Below are 20,772 nucleotides of genomic sequence, written 5' to 3'. Positions count from 1 at the left end.
GCTTCTTATCTTTGCGGATTGAGAAGCCGCCAGCACATTCCCTTCCCGCTTATTCTGTACCTCTGGCGCCAGATCCCCGGGTGCGGCGTGAACGCCTCGCGCAGGCTACGGTTTTCGCCGTCAATATTATCGTTAAACGGTTCTGAGCATAAATCCTTCATATTCAGAAACAGATACATACAAGATTTACCCCAGAGTGAGTATTTTTTCAATTTAAGCTCAACGACCGTTTCATCATCATTGCCCCTCCTCTCCTTTTCGTGAAAAATCGATATGTAAAAAAATACATAACGAGGCAGGGCAATGGTTTCAGGAAAAATGAAGTACGGGATTTTAGCGCTGATGGTATGTACCCCGACGGTTTTCGCCAAAGACATCCGTGTCACCTATGCCGGTTCAATGGGCAAAGTGATGGATCAGGGCCTGGGCCCGGCGTTCAGCAAAGCAGACAACGGTGAATATCAGGGGCAAGGACAAGGGGCCTACGGGATGGCTCGTCTGCTCGCTAGCCACAAGATTGAGGCCGATGTCTTCGTCTCTATCAACCCAGGTCCAATGCAGATCCTGAAGGATGCAGGGCTGATTGACGATGCTGTGCCTGTGGCCAGCACCAGCATGGTGCTGGCGTACAACCCAAAAGGTAAATATGGCGAGCAGTTTGCCGAAGCCAGCAAAAAGAACGATGGCTCATGGCTCAATCTGCTGGCAAAAAAAGATATTAGTTTTGGCCGCACCGACCCGTATGTCGATCCGAAAGGCCAGAATATCGTCTTCACCCTGATGCTGGCTGAAAAATATTATCAGCAACCGGGTATCGCGATGAAGATCCTCGGTAGCCTCCAGAACCCGCAGCAAACGAACCAGGAAGGCGGTCTGTTAACCCGTCTCGAAAGTGGTCAGGTCGATGCCGCCGCAGCGTATGAGAGCGAAATTCGCTCCGCGCACCTGCCATATGTTGCGCTGCCGGATGAAATTAACCTGAGTAACCCAGCGATGGAAAAGCAGTGGTATGACACCGTCAGCTTCACCATTAAAGACAGCAAGGGCAAAGACCAGGTTCTGCATACTCAGCCAATGGTGTTTTACGCTGCCGTGCTGAAAAATGCACCTAACGGCGTTGAACAAGGCAAAAAGTTCGTCAAATTTATGCAAAGCCCACAAGGTCAGGCGCTGTTTAAACAGTATGGCTACGCGGAACCGAAAGGGGATGCGCTATACGCTCGCTAAGCCGTCCTGGCAAAATAGCGGGTTGGCTTTCGCTGCCCGCTATTCTCCTGCTCAGCATTCCGTTTGTGACGCTGCTCAGCGTCACACCCTGGCAACATTTACAGCTGGCATGGCGTGACGATAATGCGATTGCCGTATCAATGGGTCTGGGTGGGTTTGCGCTGTGCATCACGGTCGCGATTGGCTTGCCCGCAGCCTGGTGGTTGTCGCAGGCAACGGGGCGACGGCGGTTAATTGCCGAGATGCTGGTGATGATCCCCCTGCTAACCCCACCGCTGGCGATGGGGATCCTGCTGGTTTCCGCGCTGGGGCCCTATGGGCTGGTCGGTTCCTGGGTCTCAAAAATAGGGATAACTCTGGTCAACAACCCGGCGGCATTTGTGCTGGCGCAGATTTACGGTTCACTACCCTATTTCATCGTGGTGGCGCGTTCGGCGTTTTCTACCGTGCCAAAAGACATTCTTGAAGCTGGCCAGACGCTTGGCGCCTCAGGATGGAATCGCTTTCGCTATCTGACGCTGCCCATCGCCCTCCCCGGCCTGGCTTCCGCCGTCACGCTCGCCTGGGTTCGTGCCGTTGGCGAGTTTGGCATCGTCATGATCTTCGCCTATTTCCCCCAGGGTATCCCCGTCAAGCTATACACTAACCTGCAAAATGATGGTGTAGATGCCGTCTATACGCTGCTGTGGATGCTGCTGATTGTCACGCTACCGCTGCCGATGATGTGCTTTGCCTTGGGCCGACGCCAGGTACGGTAAATCGGTCGCGAATCCGATATTCCTGTGTTCAATGTCACAATTGCAGACATAATGAAGTGACGCTAGGCGGTTACGAAAATATCCTGTGGACGTTTAAAAAAAGGGAAGTCTGACGGGCACGAGAGGAGTATAACTTGTTGAAAATTGGCGGAGAGAGGGGGATTTGAACCCCCGGTAGAGTTACCCCTACTCCGGTTTTCGAGACCGGTCCATTCAGCCGCTCTGGCATCTCTCCGTTTTGATGGTTGCCATCATGCCAGGTTATTTGGCATTTTAACAGACCCAGTCTCCTCAATTGCGTTCAAGTGACGAGTTTGCGAGCAAAACGATGATTAAATGGCCCTGGAAAGCAAGTGATACCGTCGAAATAAGCAATATGCCATGGGCGCAGGCTCTGGCTATTCCGCTGTTAGCCAATCTCTCTGACGACGAGCAACTCAAGCTGGTGCAGCTCGCCGACCGTTTTTTACAACAAAAACGGCTGGTGTTTCTGCAAGGTTTGACGGCTGAGCCGATTATTGAGGCGCGTATTGCCCTGCTTTTCTGTCTGCCCGTACTCGAACTTGGGCTTGAATGGCTGGATGGATTCCATGAAATTCTCATCTACCCTGCTCCCTTTATCGTGGACGATGAGTGGGAAGACGATATTGGCCTGGTCCACAGCCAACGCGTGGTGCAGTCCGGTCAGAGCTGGCAACAGGGGCCCATCGTGCTGAACTGGCTCGATATTCAGGATTCTTTCGATGCCTCCGGTTTTAATCTGATTATTCATGAAGTGGCGCATAAGCTCGATGCCCGTAATGGCGACCGCGCCAGCGGCGTGCCGTTTATCCCGCTTCGCGAGGTCGCAGGATGGGAACACGACCTCCATGCAGCCATGAATAATATTCAGGATGAGATTGATTTAGTTGGCGAAAACGCTGCCAGTATTGATGCCTACGCGGCGACCGACCCCGCAGAATGTTTTGCCGTCTTATCTGAGTATTTTTTCAGCGCGCCAGAACTTTTCGCCCCACGCTTCCCTGCCCTGTGGCAACGTTTCTGCGGCTTCTACCGCCAGGATCCTCTACAGCGGTTGCGTGATAACAGCGAACTGGGTAAAAACTCACCAGTAGTTCACTAAAACGGCATCTTGCGCTAAATTCATTCATTTGAATCAGCAAGTTAAATTTAGTGTTGACACAAATATCGGGTGCCAGTACTATGCGCCTCGTTCACACGATTCCTCTGTAGTTCAGTCGGTAGAACGGCGGACTGTTAATCCGTATGTCACTGGTTCGAGTCCAGTCAGAGGAGCCAAATTTAAAAAGCCTGCTTAGGAAACTAAGCAGGCTTTTTGCTTTTCTACGCTTCAGAAATCGACCTATCAGGTCGTACGCCATTTCCTGGTCAGCGGTTTCTCCACTTCGACTATCAGGAACATGACAAACCCGATAATATAGGTGATGACCCAATAGCGGAACGGCAGCCCTGTGGTACCGAACAACACCTGCATAAATGGCGCGTAGATAATCAGCAATTGCAGCACCAGCAGTACGCCACTCACTATCCAGATCCCGCGGTTGGCCAGCAGGCCTTTACTCAGCGAGAAACCATCCGCGACTCGACAGTTGAGCATATAGAACCACTGCGCGGTCACCAATGTTTGCAGCAACACGGTACGAATAAACTCAGGTGAATAGCCACGCGGCTGTAGCCAGGCCTCCAGCACAAAGGCGCTCACGGCAATCATTGAGCCCACAAAAATCACGCGCCAGATAGCAAATCCGTCCATGACGTGCAGCTTAGGATCGCGCGGTGGACGCCGCATGATGTTCTTTTCACCCGCTTCAAACGCCAGGCCAAACGACAGCGTGGCGGAGGTGGCCATATTCATCCACAGAATCAACACCGGCGTGAGCGGGATTAAGTTACCTGCCAGCAGCGCGATAATGATAAGCAACCCCTGCGCGAGGTTCGTCGGCATAATGAAAAGGATGGTTTTCTTCAGGTTATCGTAAACCCGGCGCCCTTCCCTGACCGCGCTGGCAATCGTGGCGAAGTTATCGTCGGTAAGCACCATATCAGCGGCCTCTTTGGTCACTTCAGTGCCTTTAATCCCCATGGCGATACCAACATCGGCCTGCTTCAGCGCTGGGGCATCGTTCACCCCGTCACCGGTCATCCCGACCACCTCTTTTTTACTTTGCAGCGCCTGGACCAGGCGGAATTTATCTTCCGGACTGGTACGGGCAAAAATATCAAATTTCTGCGCCGCTTCGCTCAACTGGATATCGTCCATCACTTCCAGTTCGCGCCCGGTAATGGCGTTGCCCGCGTTGCCGATCCCCAGCATTTTGCCAATACTCATCGCCGTTTGCGGGTGGTCGCCGGTTATCATCTTCACGCGGATCCCCGCCTGCAGACAGTCGCCGATCGCGGTAATAGCTTCAGGCCGTGGCGGATCCATCATCCCGGCAATCCCCAGCAAAATAACGCCCTGCTGCAGATCCTGATGGGTGAGCTCCGTTTGCCCCTCCGCTGCCGGTTTCCATGCCGCTGCGACCATACGCAGCCCTTCCCGCGCGTACTCCTCAATTTTCGCTTCCCAGTACGGTTGGTTGAGCGGCTCCAGCCCATGGTCGGTTTGCTGATGCTGGCACAGACGGAACAATACATCTGGCGCGCCGGTGATGAGAATCGACTCCTCATCGCCGATGCGGTAGAGCGTCGACATGTATTTGTACTGCGAGTCGAAAGGAATTTTACTGCGCAGTTCAGTCGAGACGGCCGGCAACGTCACTTTCGCCGCTAGCACCTTCAGCGCCCCTTCCGTTGGGCCACCGGTTATTTTCCATAGCCCGCTTTCATCCTTGATAAGCTGGCTGTCATTACAGAGGTCGATAGTCCGTAGATAACGAGCCAGCAGCGTATCGGGCGCCACGGTAATAGGCTCTTCACTATCAACCGGATGAATATTCCCCACCGGTTCGTAGCTGTCCCCCTCAACCCGATATACCGTGTCCGCCGTGATAACGGCTTTAACGGTCATTTCGTTCATGGTCAGGGTCCCGGTTTTATCCGAGCAAATCACCGTCATGGCCCCCAGCGTTTCCACCGTTGGCAGTTTGCGAATAATCGCCTGCTGCCGCGCCATGGTTTGTACGCCGAGCGAGAGAATAATCGAAATAATTGCCGGCAGCCCTTCCGGTACCGAAGCCACCGCCAGGCTAATCAGCGACAGCATCAGCTCGGAAACCGGCATATCGCGGAACAGCAGGCTAAAGACAAACAGCGCCGCCATCATCACCAGAATGATGATAAATATCGCTTTACCAAGCTTATCCATCTGCACCAGCAGCGGGGTTCGGTGCTTCTCGATATCCGCCATCATCTGGTTAATATGGCCAAGCTCGGTATCACCACCGGTGGCCACCACCAGACCTTTACCGCCGCCGGAGCTCACCGTCGTCCCCGAAAACAGCAGATTAGTACGGTCACCCAGCGGGAGTTCTCCGCTGAGCGCGTCGGTGTTTTTCTCCACCACCGTCGACTCACCGGTGAGGATCGCCTCCTCCACCCGTAGATTGTGCGCCTCAATTACCCGCAGGTCAGCCGGGATACGGTCACCGGCGCGGATAACCACAATATCGCCAGGCACTAACGCCGTGGTGGGAATGGTTTCATGATTCCCCTGGCGAATCACCACCGCCTCGCTGGAAAGCATATTGCGGATGCTCTGCAGTGATTTCTCCGCATTGCTCTCCTGAATATGACCAATCAGGGCGTTGATGACCGCCACGCCAAGAATAACCAGCGTATCGACCCAATGCCCCATTACGGCGGTCAGCAACGCCGCCGCCAGCAGAACGTAGATCAGCACATCATTAAAGTGGGCAAGAAAGCGCAGCCACGCCGGTTTACCCGCTTTTTGCGGCAGCGCATTTTCGCCGTATTGCTGCAATCGTGCGGCGGCCTCTGCGCTGCTAATCCCTTCCGGCGCACTGTTGGTGCTGGTCAGGGTTTCATCCACGGAGAGCTGGTAATACGGGCTGCCCGGTTTGTCTGTGTTCATTCGTATCTCCTCACTCCTGTAACGGAAATCAGGACAGCTATTGGCTGCTCTTAACGCACCACAAATACCGGCACATGAGCATAACGCACGATACCGGAGGCCTCTGATCCCAGAAGATGAGTCTGAATATTGGGGTTACGAGAACCTACGATGACGACATCGGCCTTCAGTTCATCGGCCAGTTTTGTCACCTCATCGCGGACGTTGCCGCTGCGGACATGTATCTGCACCTCGTCTTCTTTAATCGAGAGTTTGTTAATGAGCTCGGCAAGTTTTTCTTTCGAATTTTTAATTAGATACTCTTCCATCTTTCTCGCATCGGCGATAAACCCACGCGTCAGTGCGGGTGAAAAAGGAGGGATAACGTTCAGCAGATGAATTTTCCCGGAGGAACTGTGTGCGAGAAAATGCGCGTGGGATAAAGCTTTATCTGCGAGGCCAGTTTCAAACACATCAACCGGCACAAGAATATTTTTATACATAGAGAATCCTTTTATAAACCAATATGTCAGGTAGTAAAAATGGCCCACGAAAGGCGCTGATAAAGACATCTCGAATTGAGGTATGAGGGCATAACTAAACGTAGCACACGGCGTGCGATACAATTAAGACACCAATTAATATATTGAAAAATATCATGGCGGCAGCACGCGCCAGTCAATTCAACTATAAAACCCGCCAAATCGTCGACATTGCCGCAAATTTTACTCTTTTTAACATTTTCGATTTTCTGCGACTATGCTCATTAACAGGCGTCACTGCGTCTTGCGAAAATCATCCAATAATTATGTAGATAAGAATGTAATCATCAAATGATTGGTGCTGAAGGAGGGATAATGTTCGGCTACAGTTTATTTCGCCTGGCCTTGTTTATTGCACTAGCAATAATTGCCTGCACTGCTTCAGGCCTATTCACCTATTTCGTAGTATCTGCGTTGGCTAATTAAAACCAAAGATTGTGAACAATATGTAAAATACGTCCTTAAATTCCGAGGGGAATACTGTGAACCGTTATTTTTCTCTCATTCCCATTGTTATTTTAATAACAACGGCTTGCGACCAGAAAGCGCCACAAGTTACACCGCAACCGAAGATGGTGAAAGTCGTGGAAGTGGTTGCCATTGGCGCTTCACAGCAGCGTATTTTCCCTGCCCGCATTGAGTCTGGCGACTCTACCGACCTGTCGTTCAAGCGGGGCGGTCAGATAGAAGCGCTCGACGTGCGCCAGGGAGCCAACATTACTCAGGGGCAGACACTCGCCCGCCTGAATGCCCGAGAGGCACAGCAACGGTTAAACGAACGGCAGACCGCCGCAACGCTCGCCCAGCGGCAGTTTGACCGCTTCCAGACGCTGGCTGGCCGTCAGGCCATTTCAAAAGCAGAAATGGATATCCAGCGAGCGAGCCGTGACTCCGCCAACGCCGCCCTAAAAATTGCCCAGGAAGAACTCTCTCAGATGACGCTGACCGCGCCGTTCAGCGGAGTGGCTGCCAGTGTACCAGTGCGAAACCACCAGGTGGTGGCCGCCGGGCAGCCTATCGTCACCCTGACGCGAACCGATCTGCTGGACGTTGTTTTCAGCGTCCCGGAAAATCTGTTTACCGCCATTGATATCCGTAATGCGCAATACCGGCCGGTCGTCAGGATCAACACCCTGCCGGACAGGCAGTTCACCGCCGAATATAAAGAGCACACTGGCAGCAGCGACGCCAGCACCCTGACCTGGCAAATTATCCTGACCATGCCGCGCCCGGATGATTTCCCCTCCGTCGGCGGCGTCAGCGGTACCGTCACGGTGAACCTGGCAAATCTTCCCGCAAGCGAGGGCGAACACGCCGTGGTGGTGCCGGTTGAAGCCGTTTTTAATCCCGATAACCGCCAGCGTAATGAGCCGCACGTCTGGCTGGTCAAAGGTGAAGGCGAGGCGCTCCATCTCGAAGACAGAAAAGTTAGCGTAGGCCAGGTGACCTCACAGGGCGTAGTGATTACCGATGGGCTGAGCGTCGGCGATCGTGTCGTGGCGGCAGGCGTCAGCGAATTGCGTGCGCAGCAGCCGGTGAGAATCTGGACGCGTGAACGAGGTTTGTAATGGATATCTCTCGCCAGTTTATTAACAACCCCGTGCGCGTCTGGCTCACTATCTTACTGCTGGGCATCGGGGGCATTTTCGCCCTGCTGAACATTGGTCGCCTTGAAGACCCGGCGTTTACCATTAAAACTGCCGTGGTCGTCACCCACTATCCGGGCGCATCGGCGCAACAGGTTGAAGAGGAGGTGACGTTACCGCTGGAAAATGCGCTGCAGCAGTTGCCTTATCTGGATAACGTCAGTTCAATTTCCTCCAATGGGCTATCGCAAATCACCGTCAATATCGCATCGAACTATCACTCCAGCGAACTGCCGCAAATCTGGGATGAACTGCGCCGTAGAGTCGGCGACGCCGCGCGCCTCTTCCCTCCCGGCGTGGCGTCTCCCTTTGTGAACGATGATTTCGGTGATGTCTTCGGTTTTTTCTTTGCTCTCTCGGGAGATAGCTACAGCAATCCAGAGCTGGTTCGCTACGCCGAGCAGCTCAGACGCGAACTGGTGCTGGTTCCCGGAGTAGGCAAAGTCGCTATCGGCGGCGCCATTCCCCAACAAATCAATATTGATATTTCGCTGGCGAAAATGGCTGCCCGCGGTATTACGCTAAACCAGTTAGCCGCCACCCTTAGCCGTTTGAACGTCGTATCCAACGCCGGGGAGATAAAATCCGGCAGCGAGTCCATTCGTCTGCATCCTACGGGCGAGTTTGAAAATATTGATGAGCTTAGCGATTTGCTCATCAGCCCGCATGGCTCCGGTGCCGCAACGCGGCTACGCGATATTGCCACGCTGTCGCGCGGGCTCAGTGAGTCACCATCAAGCATTTACCACGCCAATGGGCGACAGGCCGTCACCATGGGGGTCTCGTTTATTCCCGGTGTTAACGTGGTGGATGTTGGCCGCGCGCTCGAGCAGAAACTTGAGCAGATGTCGGCGGAAAAACCGGCAGGCATTAAGATTGACCTGTTCTACGACCAGGCGGCAGAAGTGGCCCACTCGGTGAACGGCTTTATTACTAACTTCCTGATGGCGCTGGCGATTGTCGTTGGCGTGCTGCTCATTTTCATGGGCATCCGCAGCGGTATTATCATCGCCCTGTCGCTGGCGCTCAACGTGCTGGGCACACTGCTTATCATGTATCTCTGGGGCATTGAACTACAGCGTATTTCTCTGGGAGCGCTCATCATCGCGCTGAGTATGCTGGTCGATAACGCTATCGTTATCGTCGAAGGGGTGATGATTGCCCGCCAGCAGGGTTCGACGCAGCTCGCGGCCATTAACTACGTCATTCGCCGCTCGGCGCTGCCGCTGCTCGGGGCCACCGTCATTGCCATTCTTGCTTTTGCGCCCATTGGCCTGTCGCAGGACTCCACTGGTGAATACTGTAAATCCCTGTTCCAGGTTCTGCTGATTTCACTCATGCTGAGCTGGTTCTCCGCGCTGACCATTACGCCGGTGTTGATTAAATGGTGGCAATCAAAAGGTCAACCTCAGCCCACAGAGCAAACGGATACCGACCCGTACGCGGGCCGCTTTTATCGCCTTTATCAGCAAATTCTGCGCACGCTGTTGATGCGTAAAGCCATAACTCTGGCGGTGATGGTTGTGCTATTGGCTGCTTCAATATGGGGGTTTGGTTCAGTTCGGCAGAACTTTTTCCCCTCCTCTAATACGCCCATTTTCTTCGTTGATCTCTGGCTGCCCTACGGCACCGATATTGCTGCAACCGAGCAGATGGCCAGCGATATTGAAACCTCAATTAACGGTCAGCCGGGTGTCGTCACCACGATTGCTACCGTCGGTCAGGGCAGCATGCGTTTCATCCTCACCTACAGCGGCCAACGGCAATACAGCAACTACGCGCAGATCATGGTGCGGATGGACGATCAGCGCAAAATTTCCGCCCTGACGCAGCACGTTGATAGCTATATTGCGCGCAACTACCCACAGGTTAACGCCAGTACCAAACGGGTGATGTTCGGCCCTTCCGGTGATAGCGCGATTGAAGTTCGTATTAAAGGCCCTGACCCCGACCGGCTTCGCCTGCTTGCCAGTCAGGTGAGCGATATTTTATCCGCGGACCCGGCCACTGACGGCGTGCGTAACGACTGGCAAAACCGCAGCAAAGTGATACGCCCGCAATATTCTGCCGCATTAGGCCGCGAGCTGGGCGTGGATAAACAGGATATCGATAACGCGCTGGAGATGAACTTCTCCGGTAGCCGCGCTGGACTTTATCGTGAAGGGGCCGATCTGCTACCGGTCATTGTGCGCCCACCCGCCGCTGAACGTCAGGATGCCAACCATCTGAACAATGTCCTGGTCTGGAGCCAAAGCCGTCAGCAATACATTCCACTCAGCAACGTGGTGAGCGGCTTTAACCTTGAATGGGAAGATCCGCTCATTCTGCGCCGCGACCGTAGCCGCGTGTTGACGGTTCAGACCGATCCAGACCCGCTCAGTAACCAAACCTCGGGCGATATCCTGGCCCGCGTGAAGCCAAAGATTGATGCGCTTGCCCTTCCCCACGGTTACAGCATTGAATGGGGCGGTGACGCCGAGAGTTCCAGCGAAGCGCAACAGGGGCTGTTCACGACGCTACCGTTGGGCTATCTGGTCATGTTTGTCATCACCGTGCTGATGTTCAGCTCGCTGAAGAATGCGATTGCCATTTGGCTTACCGTGCCGCTGGCACTGATTGGCGTCACGCCGGGCTTTTTAATTACCGGGATCCCTTTCGGCTTTATGGCGCTGATAGGCCTGCTCAGCCTGAGCGGCATGTTAATTCGTAACGGCATCGTCCTGGTTGAAGAAATTGAGCAGCAAAAGCAGGAAAAAGCGCAGCAGGAAGCCATTATCTATGCCGCAACGTCGCGCCTGCGCCCTATTCTGCTAACCGCGTTTACCACCGTGCTCGGCCTCGCACCTTTGCTGCTGGATGTTTTCTTCCAGAGCATGGCTGTGGTTATTATGTTTGGACTCGGATTTGCGACAATCCTGACGTTACTGGTGCTGCCAGTGATTTACGCCTGTTTCCATCATAAGGATATAAAGCCACAACAATGAATACGACTGGGTTGAACATCATAAAAACGCTGGGATGCATGACGGCAGTAACGTTTTTTACTATCTATAACACCTGGGATCATTATGATTATGACTATCACTGGATCCTCGGCTTTCTGACGTTTATTTCAACCATTGCCACACCGCTGTTTTTTGTGGTCGCCGGGTATCTGGATTCTCAATCCCGGCATAATGCACAGTGGCAAATGGGAAAAATTAAAAGCGTGGTCATCGTCTTCCTGTTCTGGGTGACAATTTACTACCTTTGGGAACCCTACCAGCGCGGCTATCTCATTCAGCCGTGGTTTGTATTTTCTTTTATTGTGATTTACACCTTTCACCCGTTAATTGAGTGGCTCAGTCAACGACGCAAGCTGTTCTTCATCACGGTATTTTTGCTGCTGCTGTTCTCTTACGCCTACGACCTGTTGGCTGCACTCTACCCTAACGTTCACGCGCTGAGCCTGGCACCGCAGTACCGTTTGTGGACCTGGTTACTTTTTTACCTGACCGGCCAGCTGTTCAGCGATCCAATGGTGACCCAATGGCTCACCAGTAAAAAAGTCGTCAGGGCCGCGATGATCGCCATACCGTTTATTTACCTCTTCACCTGGTTTTATGAGCGTCATTTCTTTTTCGCGCTGTTTAAGGCCGACAGAAATGCGTTCATTCTTACCGGCTCACAAATCTATATATTGGTCTTAGCGCTGGTTATTGCCGCGAACGGCGTGCAATTTCGCAAAAACAGCGAGCTTAAAGAGACCATTCTGGCCACCATCAGTAAAACAATGACCGGCGTCTATATCCTTCACTATTCGGTATTCCACCTGCTGACGGCGCTTATCCCCATTAGCTCGTTAGGCACGAAATTAATGCTGATAGTGCTGACATTTATTCTTTCCGTCGCCATTTCAATGCTGGTGCTATCCCATTCGGTGATGAAAAAAGTCATTACGCTTTGAATGCGCGGGATGAGCAGTACAGTTAGCCCCCAATTCCAGGACAGAGAAATACGCCACGGTGATTTCACTTCCTTGCTGCTGGTATTATGATGGCGCTAACTATCCTTACTTCCCGCAGTGATTGAGAATTAGATGGACTTCATCAGCATTATTATGTCGGCAGGGAAGACCTCCGTCGACGTAGCGCTTTATACGCTGCTGCCGATTATGGTGGTTATGCTCATTGTCATGAAATATCTGGAAGTGCGCGGTGTACTGGACGTTATCGTGCGCTGGCTTGCCCCACTTCTCAAACCGTTTGGCCTGACCGGAATGAGCGCCTTTGCGCTGATACAGATGAACTTTGTGAGCTTCGCCGCGCCGCTGGCTACCCTCGCCATTATGGACAAACGCGGCGTTTCTGACCGGCAGATGGCCGCTACGCTGGCGATGCTCTTTGCGATGGGCCAGGGAAACGTCTTCTATCCGCTGACCCCTTTTGGCCTGCATTGGCTGGCCTCTATCGTCATTTCCATTGTCGGGGGACTGTGCGCGGCCGCCGTTACCTGGCACGTTACCGGTCGCCGGCTCTCGATGGTTGAGAGTGCCCGCGCCGAGGCGCTGCCCGACGCCGAGAAAAATAATCAGGGGATCATTTCGGTTATTAACAGCGCGGGCTCCGATGCCATTCGCCTGGCGCTCGGTGCCGTCCCGATGCTTATTCTTTCACTGGCTATCGTCGGAGTAATGCAGAAAGCGGGCCTGATTGAAATGCTCCAGCAACTGCTGATGCCGCTGCTGCTGTGGCTGAATATTCCGGTTAACTTCGTGCTGCCTGCGCTGGTTAAATGCGTGGCTGGTGGCACCGCTTACTTTGGCGTCGTCTCTGAGATGGTCCAGCAGGGCAAAGTCACCGTCAGCCAGATTAACGCCTCTGCCGGACTGTTAATTCAGACCTTTGATCTTCCCGGCATCGGCATCTTTTTAGGCGTCAGCTCACGCTTCGTCCGCCTGTTCCGCTTTGCGGCGACGGGTGCCCTTGCTGGAATCATCATCCGCACCCTTTTGCACGTCACGCTATTCTGACCGGAGGCAGGCCGCCACATTGGTCTGGTGACTACAATCAATATGCTGTTGAATGCGCGTCATCATCCAGGGGAAAAATGGATTGGAGGTCACGCGCATCAGCGTGTCCAGGCCAACGCTCAACGTAGCGGTCTCTCCGCGTAGCGAAATAGTGCCTATGCTGATGCCATAGCGATTTTTCTCCGCTGGCTCGCGGCCATAGAGCGAGTCGGTCAATGGGAACGGCACCGCTATATGAGACAGCGAATACATATCCTGCGGCCAGGCGATATGCGATGGCGTTACGGTTTCGTCTTGTGCCCCAGCTGGCGTCGTGCGAGCCACCGTTTCGTTGGTGCCAGAGTCGGTATTGGTAATGACGGTGGTCCGGTAAGGACGTGGCGCAGGTGGCAGTAACGTATTCACGGCGGAATATAATGTTGGTCGGAACAACGCGCGTAAATTGGCTGCCTGGTTAATATCAAAAATCACCAGTTCACTGCCGTTATCCGGCAGATAGCGATACAGCGAATCCACCACCGCTCGGGTACTCACCGTCGAATCCATAATGGACTGGAACGTTAATACCGGCGCCAGCGCCGCCAGCCGCTTGCTCTGCGCCTCCTGCACAATTTGCTGCTGCAACGCCTGAGACAGCAGCCACGACTGGCGCGCAGCCTTGACCGGGAAAGAGTTGTATTTATACGGATTAAACTCCGGTACAACGTTGAGCCACGCCGCGCGGGCAAAGGCGGGGAAAATCGCCGGTAATCCAGCCAGCCCGGCAAAACGCGCGAAAGCGGTCACACCGATCATCGGCGATAGCAAAATTATCTGTTGTGGCCGACGCAGCGAACTATCCTCAAGGCTATCAAGGGCGTATTTCATCGCCAGCGCCCCGCCGTTGGAGTAGCCGACAATATGCAGCGGCACATCATTTCCCGCCAGCCGAGTTGCTTCACGCACGGCCATACGGGTTGTCGCTATCCACTGCTCACGGTCGACTCCGGTTAACGCCCCCGGCGCCGTGCCGTGCCCTGGCAGTCTCGGGACGACGGCAACAAACCCCTGTTGCTGATAACGTTGTGCCAGATAATGCACGCTGTAGGGGGAATCGGTCAGGCCATGGAGCAACACCGCCACGCCGCGAGGTTTCCCCTGCGGCAGCAAGACAAAAGAGCGATTCCAGTCAGGCTGAAACTTACCCGGATAAACCAGGCTTTGGCTGTAAAAACGGTTAATCGGCGTCTTTTCATCATCATTCAGCGTATCCGTCACTTTGCTTTTCAGATCGCGAAAAATTGTCGTTTCCCGCGCTTGATAATCGGCAAACGTCGCATGGTCTATCTCACTGGCGGTCATTTCATCCGCCGTCCAGGTATGCCAGCGGTGCAGCGCCGGGCCACGTTGCGATTCGTATACACGACCAATGAAAAAGACAATGACGACCACCATCAGGCCGATAAACGCCCTTTTCCCCCACGAGATAATGGTCTTGCCAGACGTATCCAGCAGTCGTGTTAAACGCATCATTGCCATAGTGCTATCCGAATCATCTCTCTGTTCGCAAAGGGGTTATCACAAAATCAAAAGCGATCCTGCGATGTGCCTTTTAAACATAGACTAAACCAGGCTCCAGTTTGTGGGCCCAGAATATAATGAGTTAAAGAGAAGCAATGACATGGTGGGATAAAAACCCGCGCGCCCCAGGCTGGGGCGCGGCGTTAAATCTGGTAATCCAGTACGGTCTCTTCCAGTTCCATGGCCTGGCGCTTGATCTCCTCGAGCGACAACCCGGCGTTACAGAGCTCGATAAAGCGCCATACGTAGTTGCGCTGAAGCTGACCGCGCTTAAGCCCCAGCCAGACCGTATTGGCATCAAACAGATGATGCGTATCCAGCCGCACCAGGTTCCCGGACTCTTGCGCATCTCCAGACTGTTCGGCTACCAGACCAATCCCCAGCCCCAGATCAACGTAAGTTTTAATCACGTCGGAGTCCTGCGCGCTTAGCACAATATCCGGCGTAAGGCCCTTGCGGTTGAATGCCTCGTCAATGCGTGAGCGCCCGGTAATTCCCTGGCGATAGGTAATCAGCGGCCAGCGGGCGATAGCTTCCAGCGTCAGCGGGGTGGTATGCGTGAGGGGGTGATCCTTTGGTACCAGCAGGCTGTGGTGCCAGCGGAACCAGGGGAAGGCCACCAGCGTCGCGTCATTGCTTAAGCGTTCACTGGCAATACCGATATCCGCTCCGCCGTTATGCAGCAGCGCGTCTATCTCCTGCGGCGTGCCCTGAATTAACTCCAGGCGCACGTCTTCAAAAATTTCCCGGAACGCTTTGATAACCGGCGGCAGACTATAGCGGGCTTGAGTATGCGTCGTGGCAATGGTCAGCACGCCGGACGCATCGTTGGTAAAGAGATCGGCCAGACGTCGGACGTTACTGGCCTCATTCAGTATACGTTCGGCAATCACCAGCAGGGCTTTGCCCGGCTCCGTCATCCCTAACAGGCGTTTACCGCGACGGATAAAAATCTCAATCCCCAGCTCTTCTTCAAGCTCACGGATATGCCGGCTTACGCCGGACTGTGATGTATAAAGCATATTGGCAACTTCGGTCAGGTTGTAATCCTGCCGCGCCGCTTCACGAATAATTTTGAGCTGCTGGAAGTTCACGCTTCTCTCCGGGTCAATCAGACGTTCAGCTATTGTTAAAGTCTGATGCCCTCGTGAACAAATAATAAAAACCAGCAAGTTATATCTGAATGGAATATAAGCTTAGCTCACCAACAGTAATTCACGATTATCCAACATAGGGCGACTGACCAGTGACATCAGTATTTCTTTCACCGCCTGCGCCTGCGGGGTCAGTTGACCGCGTGCCGACACGTTTAACGACAGCGGCAGGCTCATCGATGGCGTGGTGATCCGCGCCATCCAGCCATTTGCGGCGCTACACAGTGAACGCGCTGCCGATTCCGGCAGTACCGTCACGCCCATACCGCTGGCAATAGCCGCCGTCAGCGTTGAGATAGACTCAATCTCGCCAATAATTTTGGCGGTTAAGCGACGCAGCGAGAAGGCTTCGTCCACACGGGCCCGCACGGCGCTGTAATCACGCGGCAGGAAAAGATTCATTTCCGCTACCGCGGTAAGATCAACGCTCTGCCCCGGGCAATCGCGTGTTCCGACCAGGTAAAGGTCTTCTTTCAGCAGCGGCTGGCTGACGATCCCGGCAAGCGGTGCGCGATCGTAAAGCACCGCCATATCCAGTTGGCCGTTCAGCAGCTTGTCGTTAAGTACGGTGCCACTGTTTTCGTGCAGATAAACCAGCACTTCCGGCAGCTCATTACGTACCGCCTGTAGCAACGGCATGGTAATCGATGACGCCGCCGTTCCCGGCGCAAGGCCGATGGATACCGTGCCGCTGAGCGTCTGCCCAACGTTATTCACCGCCAACTGTGCCTGTTCGCACTGGCGCAAGATGGTACGCGCATGGGTATATAGCACTTTGCCGGCTTCCGTTGGCGTCACACCGCGCTTAGTCCGAATCAGCAGCTGCTGATCCAGCTCCCCCTCCAGCGTCGCGACCTGCTGGCTCAAAGCGGGCTGGGCGATATGTAACACTTCAGCGGCCTGAGTCAGACTGCCGATATCGACGATTTTCACAAAATACTTCAGCCGTCTTAAGTTCATTTTTGCCTCCGGTTCAACATCCACTGCCACGCTGGCATTAAGTAATCGGAGGAGGTGCAAAATGCTTGCCAATTTTAAAATTGCCAATAAATCCGTGGAAACCTATGGTTCAGGCGTTTTCTAGCGGCTATCAGAAGATTGCGATCTGCCCCATAAGGGGTACTTCTGCACTTTCACGGTGCAAATCAGTCAAAAAAACAGCAAATGAGGCTTGATTGCTGAAATTGTCAGCAAACGAACTTATTAGCGCTTTTCACCCTTTGACAAGCCGGGGTGACATCGATAATATGCGCCCCGTTCACACGATTCCTCTGTAGTTCAGTCGGTAGAACGGCGGACTGTTAATCCGTATGTCACTGGTTCGAGTCCAGTCAGAGGAGCCAAATTTTTGTTTTCAGGCGTACTATGGAAGTACCTATATAATTAGGTTTCAGTAAGTTAGCGTGAAAATCCTTGCCGATGCTCATCTGTTTTCTCCTCCACATCCTGTAAAACTCTCTGATTCATACGATTCAAGTCTGCTAGTCAATCCGGGCTGCCTGCGTTTGTGATATCTCAAGTATCGTTTTGGCGGCAAAAAATCCCGCATCAGTCTCGGTGCTTATCCCCTCATTTCACTCTCTGAGGCAAGACCGTTGCGTCAGGCTGGAGTGTAGTTGTAGTGACATCCAGCCCCCCAGGGCATCCCCCCTTCACTGACCATAATATTCACTCCTGTTTGCCGGTTAACAACCTCAAGTGCTTCGTCAATGGTAAGCCAGAGTGGTATAGAAGCATTATTACTGTAGCAGGGGAAAGTATTCATAACTTCTCCTTTCTTATTTTCCATAGTTTGTATTTCATCTTAAAGTACAAGCGCTATTCATTACAAAATTTAAAAATAGGGAAAATACATAATTAATACAACATTCATTGAAGAAGTAAATACTTATTTAAGTATATACAAAACCACCAGAAAGCTATAATAATAGGGTGTTTCGTCTTGTTAAAAGCAAGTTATCATGAAATAAAGGAATATAAAAATGAATATCAGATTAGTGATATTTTCATGTGCGTTAACATTACTGTTAACGGGATGCTCCCGCTCCCCTATTGATGCAAAAAAAAATGGAAAACCGATGCCAGTAGACATCGTCAGTAAACACACGATACAACTCACTGATAAAGATGTATTCGGTAACGAAACCACATTATCGGTTTCGGAAGAAGATATTCAGACGGCACTTGATGGGGAAGATTTTCATGTTCCATTGAACGCAGCTGTGATCCTGGTTCAGTCAGGAAATCGTGCGCCAGAAACGTTAATGCAGCAAGAAATGGCGAAATATTACCAGATATCGACATTCTCCGGTATTCCGGATAAACAAAAAGTGGTCTCCTGCAATAAGTCGGTTAAAAATGAAGAGCAGAATACCGATGTCAGTGAAAACATGAATTATATGCAGGCATTGCGTTATATTGCTGCAAAAGGCAATCAGAAGGCCATTATTGTTTACTGGGACACATTACAGACCGGGACATATGATACAGCAATAAAAAGTACCCGCTGGTCAGATTACCGTAATGAAAAACTGAAGGACACCACGTCACTGCGCTATCTGGTTCGCTTCGCGCTTGTAGATGTGGCGACAGGGGAATGGGCCACCTGGTCTCCGGTTAACTATGAATATAGCATTCTGCCTGCCATGAAAGGAAAAACGGCAGTAACCGATCTGCAAATTACCCAGCTCAGACAGAAAACCTATGCTGCAGTGGTTAAAGATCTGGTCAACCGCTATCAGTAAACTCTATCATGACGTCTGCCACCAATAATCTGCGGCGGCAGACAGTGATATAAAAACGCTCGGTCCACAGGCTTATCTCTTTTACCGGATCAGAAATCATGCCCGTATCTGATCCGTAATTTTTTTCCTCTTTCTTCAGGCTTGCCTGTTCAATATTCGCCAGCACCTGCGGATGTTGTCTACGAAAAATATCGGTAATCCGGATGGAATAGATTGTCCCGCTATTCATCCGCTCCCTTAATAAATTCGGTCCTCCCACAAACTGTACGTACTGGTCCCAGCAATACAGTGCTCCCAACTGATACTTTCGTAAGTAAACGACACAGATTCTTCGGGTTGTCCCTGAGTGCTGGTAATAGTGTGAGGAACGATCAGATCTATTTTTGCTATCCGGGCGGTTGACAGCTTAATCCTGTAGTACATTTCGTTGATACCAAAACGGTTGGTACGATAAAAATCAAAATCACAGGTCAGACATTCATTTTCACTAATAGCCTTGCTCAGTAACGGAGAGGATTTGTCCACCGGCTTGCGGAATGTCAGCATCAGATGATTCACATTCTGCACCCGGCTTAACCCATGATTAAGGCTCATCACCATAATCTGGTCCAGATGTTTTAGTTGTGCTTTATTGCCAATGGAGGCCAGCGATGAACATCCCGCTGAAATCAGCCCCTGACGCTGCCCGTTTAGTGTGAGGTAAACTGGATTTGCCATAATAAATTCCTTTTAGTTCAGCTATTATTTTCCGGATGGTGTTCCGGCTGCCGTTCCCGGCATGGTGTTATTTTTCAGCAGCAGCCAGCGGCTTAATACACCATCCAGCCGCTCATTAATCTGTTTTTCCAGAACACCGGTCGTCTGCCCCTTCCCCTGTGCGTCCTGGTACTGCGTCAACAACGATTCCAGCGGCATCTCATGGTTCAGCGTCCGCTCTGCCTGGTAAACCACCGTCTTGATATAGGAAAGTGTGAAGCCCTCTTTTGCCCGTTCGCGCTGAACCAGCAGTTCGGCAAATGACCGTAAATCCTGGCGGGTTTGTTGCCAGCCTTTCATCTGCGGACTACTCTGCGCACGGTTTTTCAGCGTTTCATTCCACTGCGCGGTCGCCTGCTGCTGTTGCAGGCTATCCGGCCAGCGGCTGTCCGCCGTCAGCGTCATCTGCATGCCGGTTTCTAGCGTCTGTAGCGGCGAGACATCCGAAAGCTGTTGCAGACGTTGCCCGTAGCGGTTCAGGTCGGGGGATACCAGCCAGACCGTGGCGGCCCCCAAGGCGATGTCGTTTACCTGGGCCAGTTGTTGCTGCATCGGGTACACCTGCCACCACCACAGCGCTGCTGCGATAATGGCGCTACAGGTCACGCCCGCCACAAAGCCTTTTACGCTGAGAAGCGGTGCGTTTCCCGCCGCGTGAGGGTGAACTTCCACCGTCATTTCCGGCAGGTCAGGTAACGGAGGAACAGTCTCCGCAACTGTCGATATGGCGGCAACGGCGTTTTCCGGGGCATAGACCAGCGTCCTGACGGTGATTTTCGCCTCCGTGTCCGTAGCGTTCTTCGGCTGCGGCTCCAGCCGTTTGCGCGTGTTCTGCACAAAGTACAGCAGATTTTCCACCCGCGGCATCTTCTTCAGTGCCACCTGCTGGAGTTTGTCGCAGATAAGCTGCAACGCCCGTTCGATGCGGTACAGCAGCTGCAGGTCGGCCTCCGTGAAGGACAACTGCTGTCGCAAAATACTGCCAGTACGGGTATTGAACCAGTCGAGCATTTCTGTGCGTGCAGGGCCGCTCTGCGGCCAGAATTTGTCCCACTCATGGCTTATCATTGCCGCCAGCAGTTCCACGCCTTCGCAAAACCCCGCCAGCCCCTGCGTGCGGGTACGCGCTAGGGTGTAGTAGCTCGCGGTATGCAAATCCACACCACTGGCTTTAAAAATCGCCAGCGCCAGCGACTCCACCAACTTCCAGTCAAGCTCTGGCTGTGACGGGTGGCTAGCCTTATTGATTTCCTCGCGAATGGCGCCGAACTCTGGCAGAGCACGCGGATCGCTACCGGTCACAATGGTCTGTGTCAGTACGTTGTTATTCATCCCTGTCTC

The 20,772-nt window shown here is 52.8% G+C and carries 16 protein-coding genes and 3 tRNA genes; 10 read left to right on the top strand and 9 right to left on the bottom strand.

Annotated elements, in window-relative coordinates; all coding sequences use genetic code 11:
* The first annotated feature begins 318 nt into the window (after positions 1–318).
* On the top strand, positions 319–1,227 hold the full coding sequence (locus tag MY052_RS08965; RefSeq protein WP_248538632.1) for an extracellular solute-binding protein: 909 nt from the start codon (positions 319–321) through the stop codon (positions 1,225–1,227).
* A 14-nt stretch (positions 1,228–1,241) separates the two neighbouring features.
* The gene (locus MY052_RS08960) at positions 1,242–1,985 is read left to right on the top strand and encodes a molybdate ABC transporter permease subunit (protein ID WP_248538921.1); all 744 of its coding nucleotides are present in this window, start codon (positions 1,242–1,244) and stop codon (positions 1,983–1,985) included.
* A 145-nt stretch (positions 1,986–2,130) separates the two neighbouring features.
* Here the strand turns inward: MY052_RS08960 and MY052_RS08955 are convergent.
* A tRNA-Ser gene (locus tag MY052_RS08955) sits at positions 2,131–2,220 on the bottom strand.
* 93 nt (positions 2,221–2,313) lie between these two features.
* Between MY052_RS08955 and mtfA the strand changes: the two genes are divergently transcribed.
* The gene (mtfA, locus tag MY052_RS08950) at positions 2,314–3,108 is read left to right on the top strand and encodes a DgsA anti-repressor MtfA (RefSeq protein ID WP_248538630.1); all 795 of its coding nucleotides are present in this window, start codon (positions 2,314–2,316) and stop codon (positions 3,106–3,108) included.
* 100 nt (positions 3,109–3,208) lie between these two features.
* Positions 3,209–3,284, top strand: a tRNA-Asn gene (locus tag MY052_RS08945).
* Between the two features lie 67 nt (positions 3,285–3,351).
* Here the strand turns inward: MY052_RS08945 and MY052_RS08940 are convergent.
* Together MY052_RS08940 and MY052_RS08935 are read right to left on the bottom strand one after the other, a co-directional pair.
* Entirely contained in the window at positions 3,352–6,039 is a 2,688-nt protein-coding gene (locus MY052_RS08940) for a cation-transporting P-type ATPase (RefSeq protein ID WP_248538628.1), read from the bottom strand.
* A 50-nt stretch (positions 6,040–6,089) separates the two neighbouring features.
* The gene (locus MY052_RS08935) at positions 6,090–6,521 is read right to left on the bottom strand and encodes a universal stress protein (RefSeq protein ID WP_035895065.1); all 432 of its coding nucleotides are present in this window, start codon (positions 6,519–6,521) and stop codon (positions 6,090–6,092) included.
* A gap of 521 nt (positions 6,522–7,042) precedes the next feature.
* Here MY052_RS08935 and MY052_RS08930 point away from each other — a divergent pair.
* The 4 genes from MY052_RS08930 to MY052_RS08915 all read left to right on the top strand — a co-directional run bounded on the left by MY052_RS08930 (position 7,043) and on the right by MY052_RS08915 (position 13,217).
* Positions 7,043–8,128, top strand: coding sequence for an efflux RND transporter periplasmic adaptor subunit (locus MY052_RS08930; RefSeq protein ID WP_248538626.1), 1,086 nt, complete (start codon positions 7,043–7,045; stop codon positions 8,126–8,128).
* Positions 8,128–11,190, top strand: coding sequence for an efflux RND transporter permease subunit (locus MY052_RS08925; protein ID WP_248538624.1), 3,063 nt, complete (start codon positions 8,128–8,130; stop codon positions 11,188–11,190). Before MY052_RS08930 ends, MY052_RS08925 begins: the two co-directional genes overlap by 1 nt.
* 38 nt (positions 11,191–11,228) lie before the next feature.
* Positions 11,229–12,152: an acyltransferase gene (locus tag MY052_RS08920; protein ID WP_248538622.1), complete on the top strand. Its 924-nt coding sequence runs from the start codon at positions 11,229–11,231 to the stop codon at positions 12,150–12,152.
* A gap of 132 nt (positions 12,153–12,284) precedes the next feature.
* A complete protein-coding gene (locus MY052_RS08915) occupies positions 12,285–13,217 on the top strand; it encodes a nucleoside recognition domain-containing protein (RefSeq protein WP_115073910.1) in 933 nt (310 codons plus the stop codon).
* On the opposite strand, the gene MY052_RS08910 is transcribed toward MY052_RS08915, so the two are convergent.
* From MY052_RS08910 to nac, 3 genes are all read right to left on the bottom strand, one after another.
* On the bottom strand, positions 13,209–14,735 hold the full coding sequence (locus MY052_RS08910) for an alpha/beta hydrolase (RefSeq protein WP_420828633.1): 1,527 nt from the start codon (positions 14,733–14,735) through the stop codon (positions 13,209–13,211). The genes MY052_RS08915 and MY052_RS08910 overlap by 9 nt on opposite strands.
* A 185-nt stretch (positions 14,736–14,920) precedes the next feature.
* Complete coding sequence (gene cbl, locus MY052_RS08905) at positions 14,921–15,871, bottom strand: HTH-type transcriptional regulator Cbl (protein ID WP_123652772.1); 951 nt, start codon at positions 15,869–15,871, stop codon at positions 14,921–14,923.
* A gap of 102 nt (positions 15,872–15,973) precedes the next feature.
* Positions 15,974–16,891, bottom strand: a complete 918-nt coding sequence (gene nac / locus MY052_RS08900; protein ID WP_035897643.1) for a nitrogen assimilation transcriptional regulator NAC — start codon at positions 16,889–16,891, stop codon at positions 15,974–15,976.
* 307 nt (positions 16,892–17,198) lie between these two features.
* Between nac and MY052_RS08895 the strand changes: the two genes are divergently transcribed.
* Positions 17,199–17,274, top strand: a tRNA-Asn gene (locus tag MY052_RS08895).
* A 639-nt stretch (positions 17,275–17,913) separates the two neighbouring features.
* Positions 17,914–18,675: a lipoprotein YafT gene (locus MY052_RS08885; RefSeq protein WP_248538618.1), complete on the top strand. Its 762-nt coding sequence runs from the start codon at positions 17,914–17,916 to the stop codon at positions 18,673–18,675.
* Here the strand turns inward: MY052_RS08885 and MY052_RS08880 are convergent.
* Genes MY052_RS08880 through MY052_RS08870 form a run of 3 tightly spaced genes read right to left on the bottom strand, consistent with a single transcriptional unit; the run spans position 18,659 to position 20,763 of the window.
* On the bottom strand, positions 18,659–18,904 hold the full coding sequence (locus MY052_RS08880; RefSeq protein ID WP_248538616.1) for a hypothetical protein: 246 nt from the start codon (positions 18,902–18,904) through the stop codon (positions 18,659–18,661). The two genes, MY052_RS08885 and MY052_RS08880, sit on opposite strands and share 17 nt — an antisense overlap.
* Positions 18,905–18,912: 8 nt before the next feature.
* Positions 18,913–19,392, bottom strand: a complete 480-nt coding sequence (locus tag MY052_RS08875; RefSeq protein ID WP_248538614.1) for an Hcp family type VI secretion system effector — start codon at positions 19,390–19,392, stop codon at positions 18,913–18,915.
* Positions 19,393–19,416: 24 nt separating this feature from the next.
* Positions 19,417–20,763: a VasL domain-containing protein gene (locus MY052_RS08870; RefSeq protein WP_248538612.1), complete on the bottom strand. Its 1,347-nt coding sequence runs from the start codon at positions 20,761–20,763 to the stop codon at positions 19,417–19,419.
* Positions 20,764–20,772: the final 9 nt, after the last annotated feature.

This window comes from Kluyvera ascorbata (assembly GCF_023195735.1).
Classification (GTDB): Bacteria; Pseudomonadota; Gammaproteobacteria; order Enterobacterales; family Enterobacteriaceae; genus Kluyvera; species Kluyvera ascorbata.
This window is presented reverse-complemented; position numbering and strand designations above follow the sequence as displayed.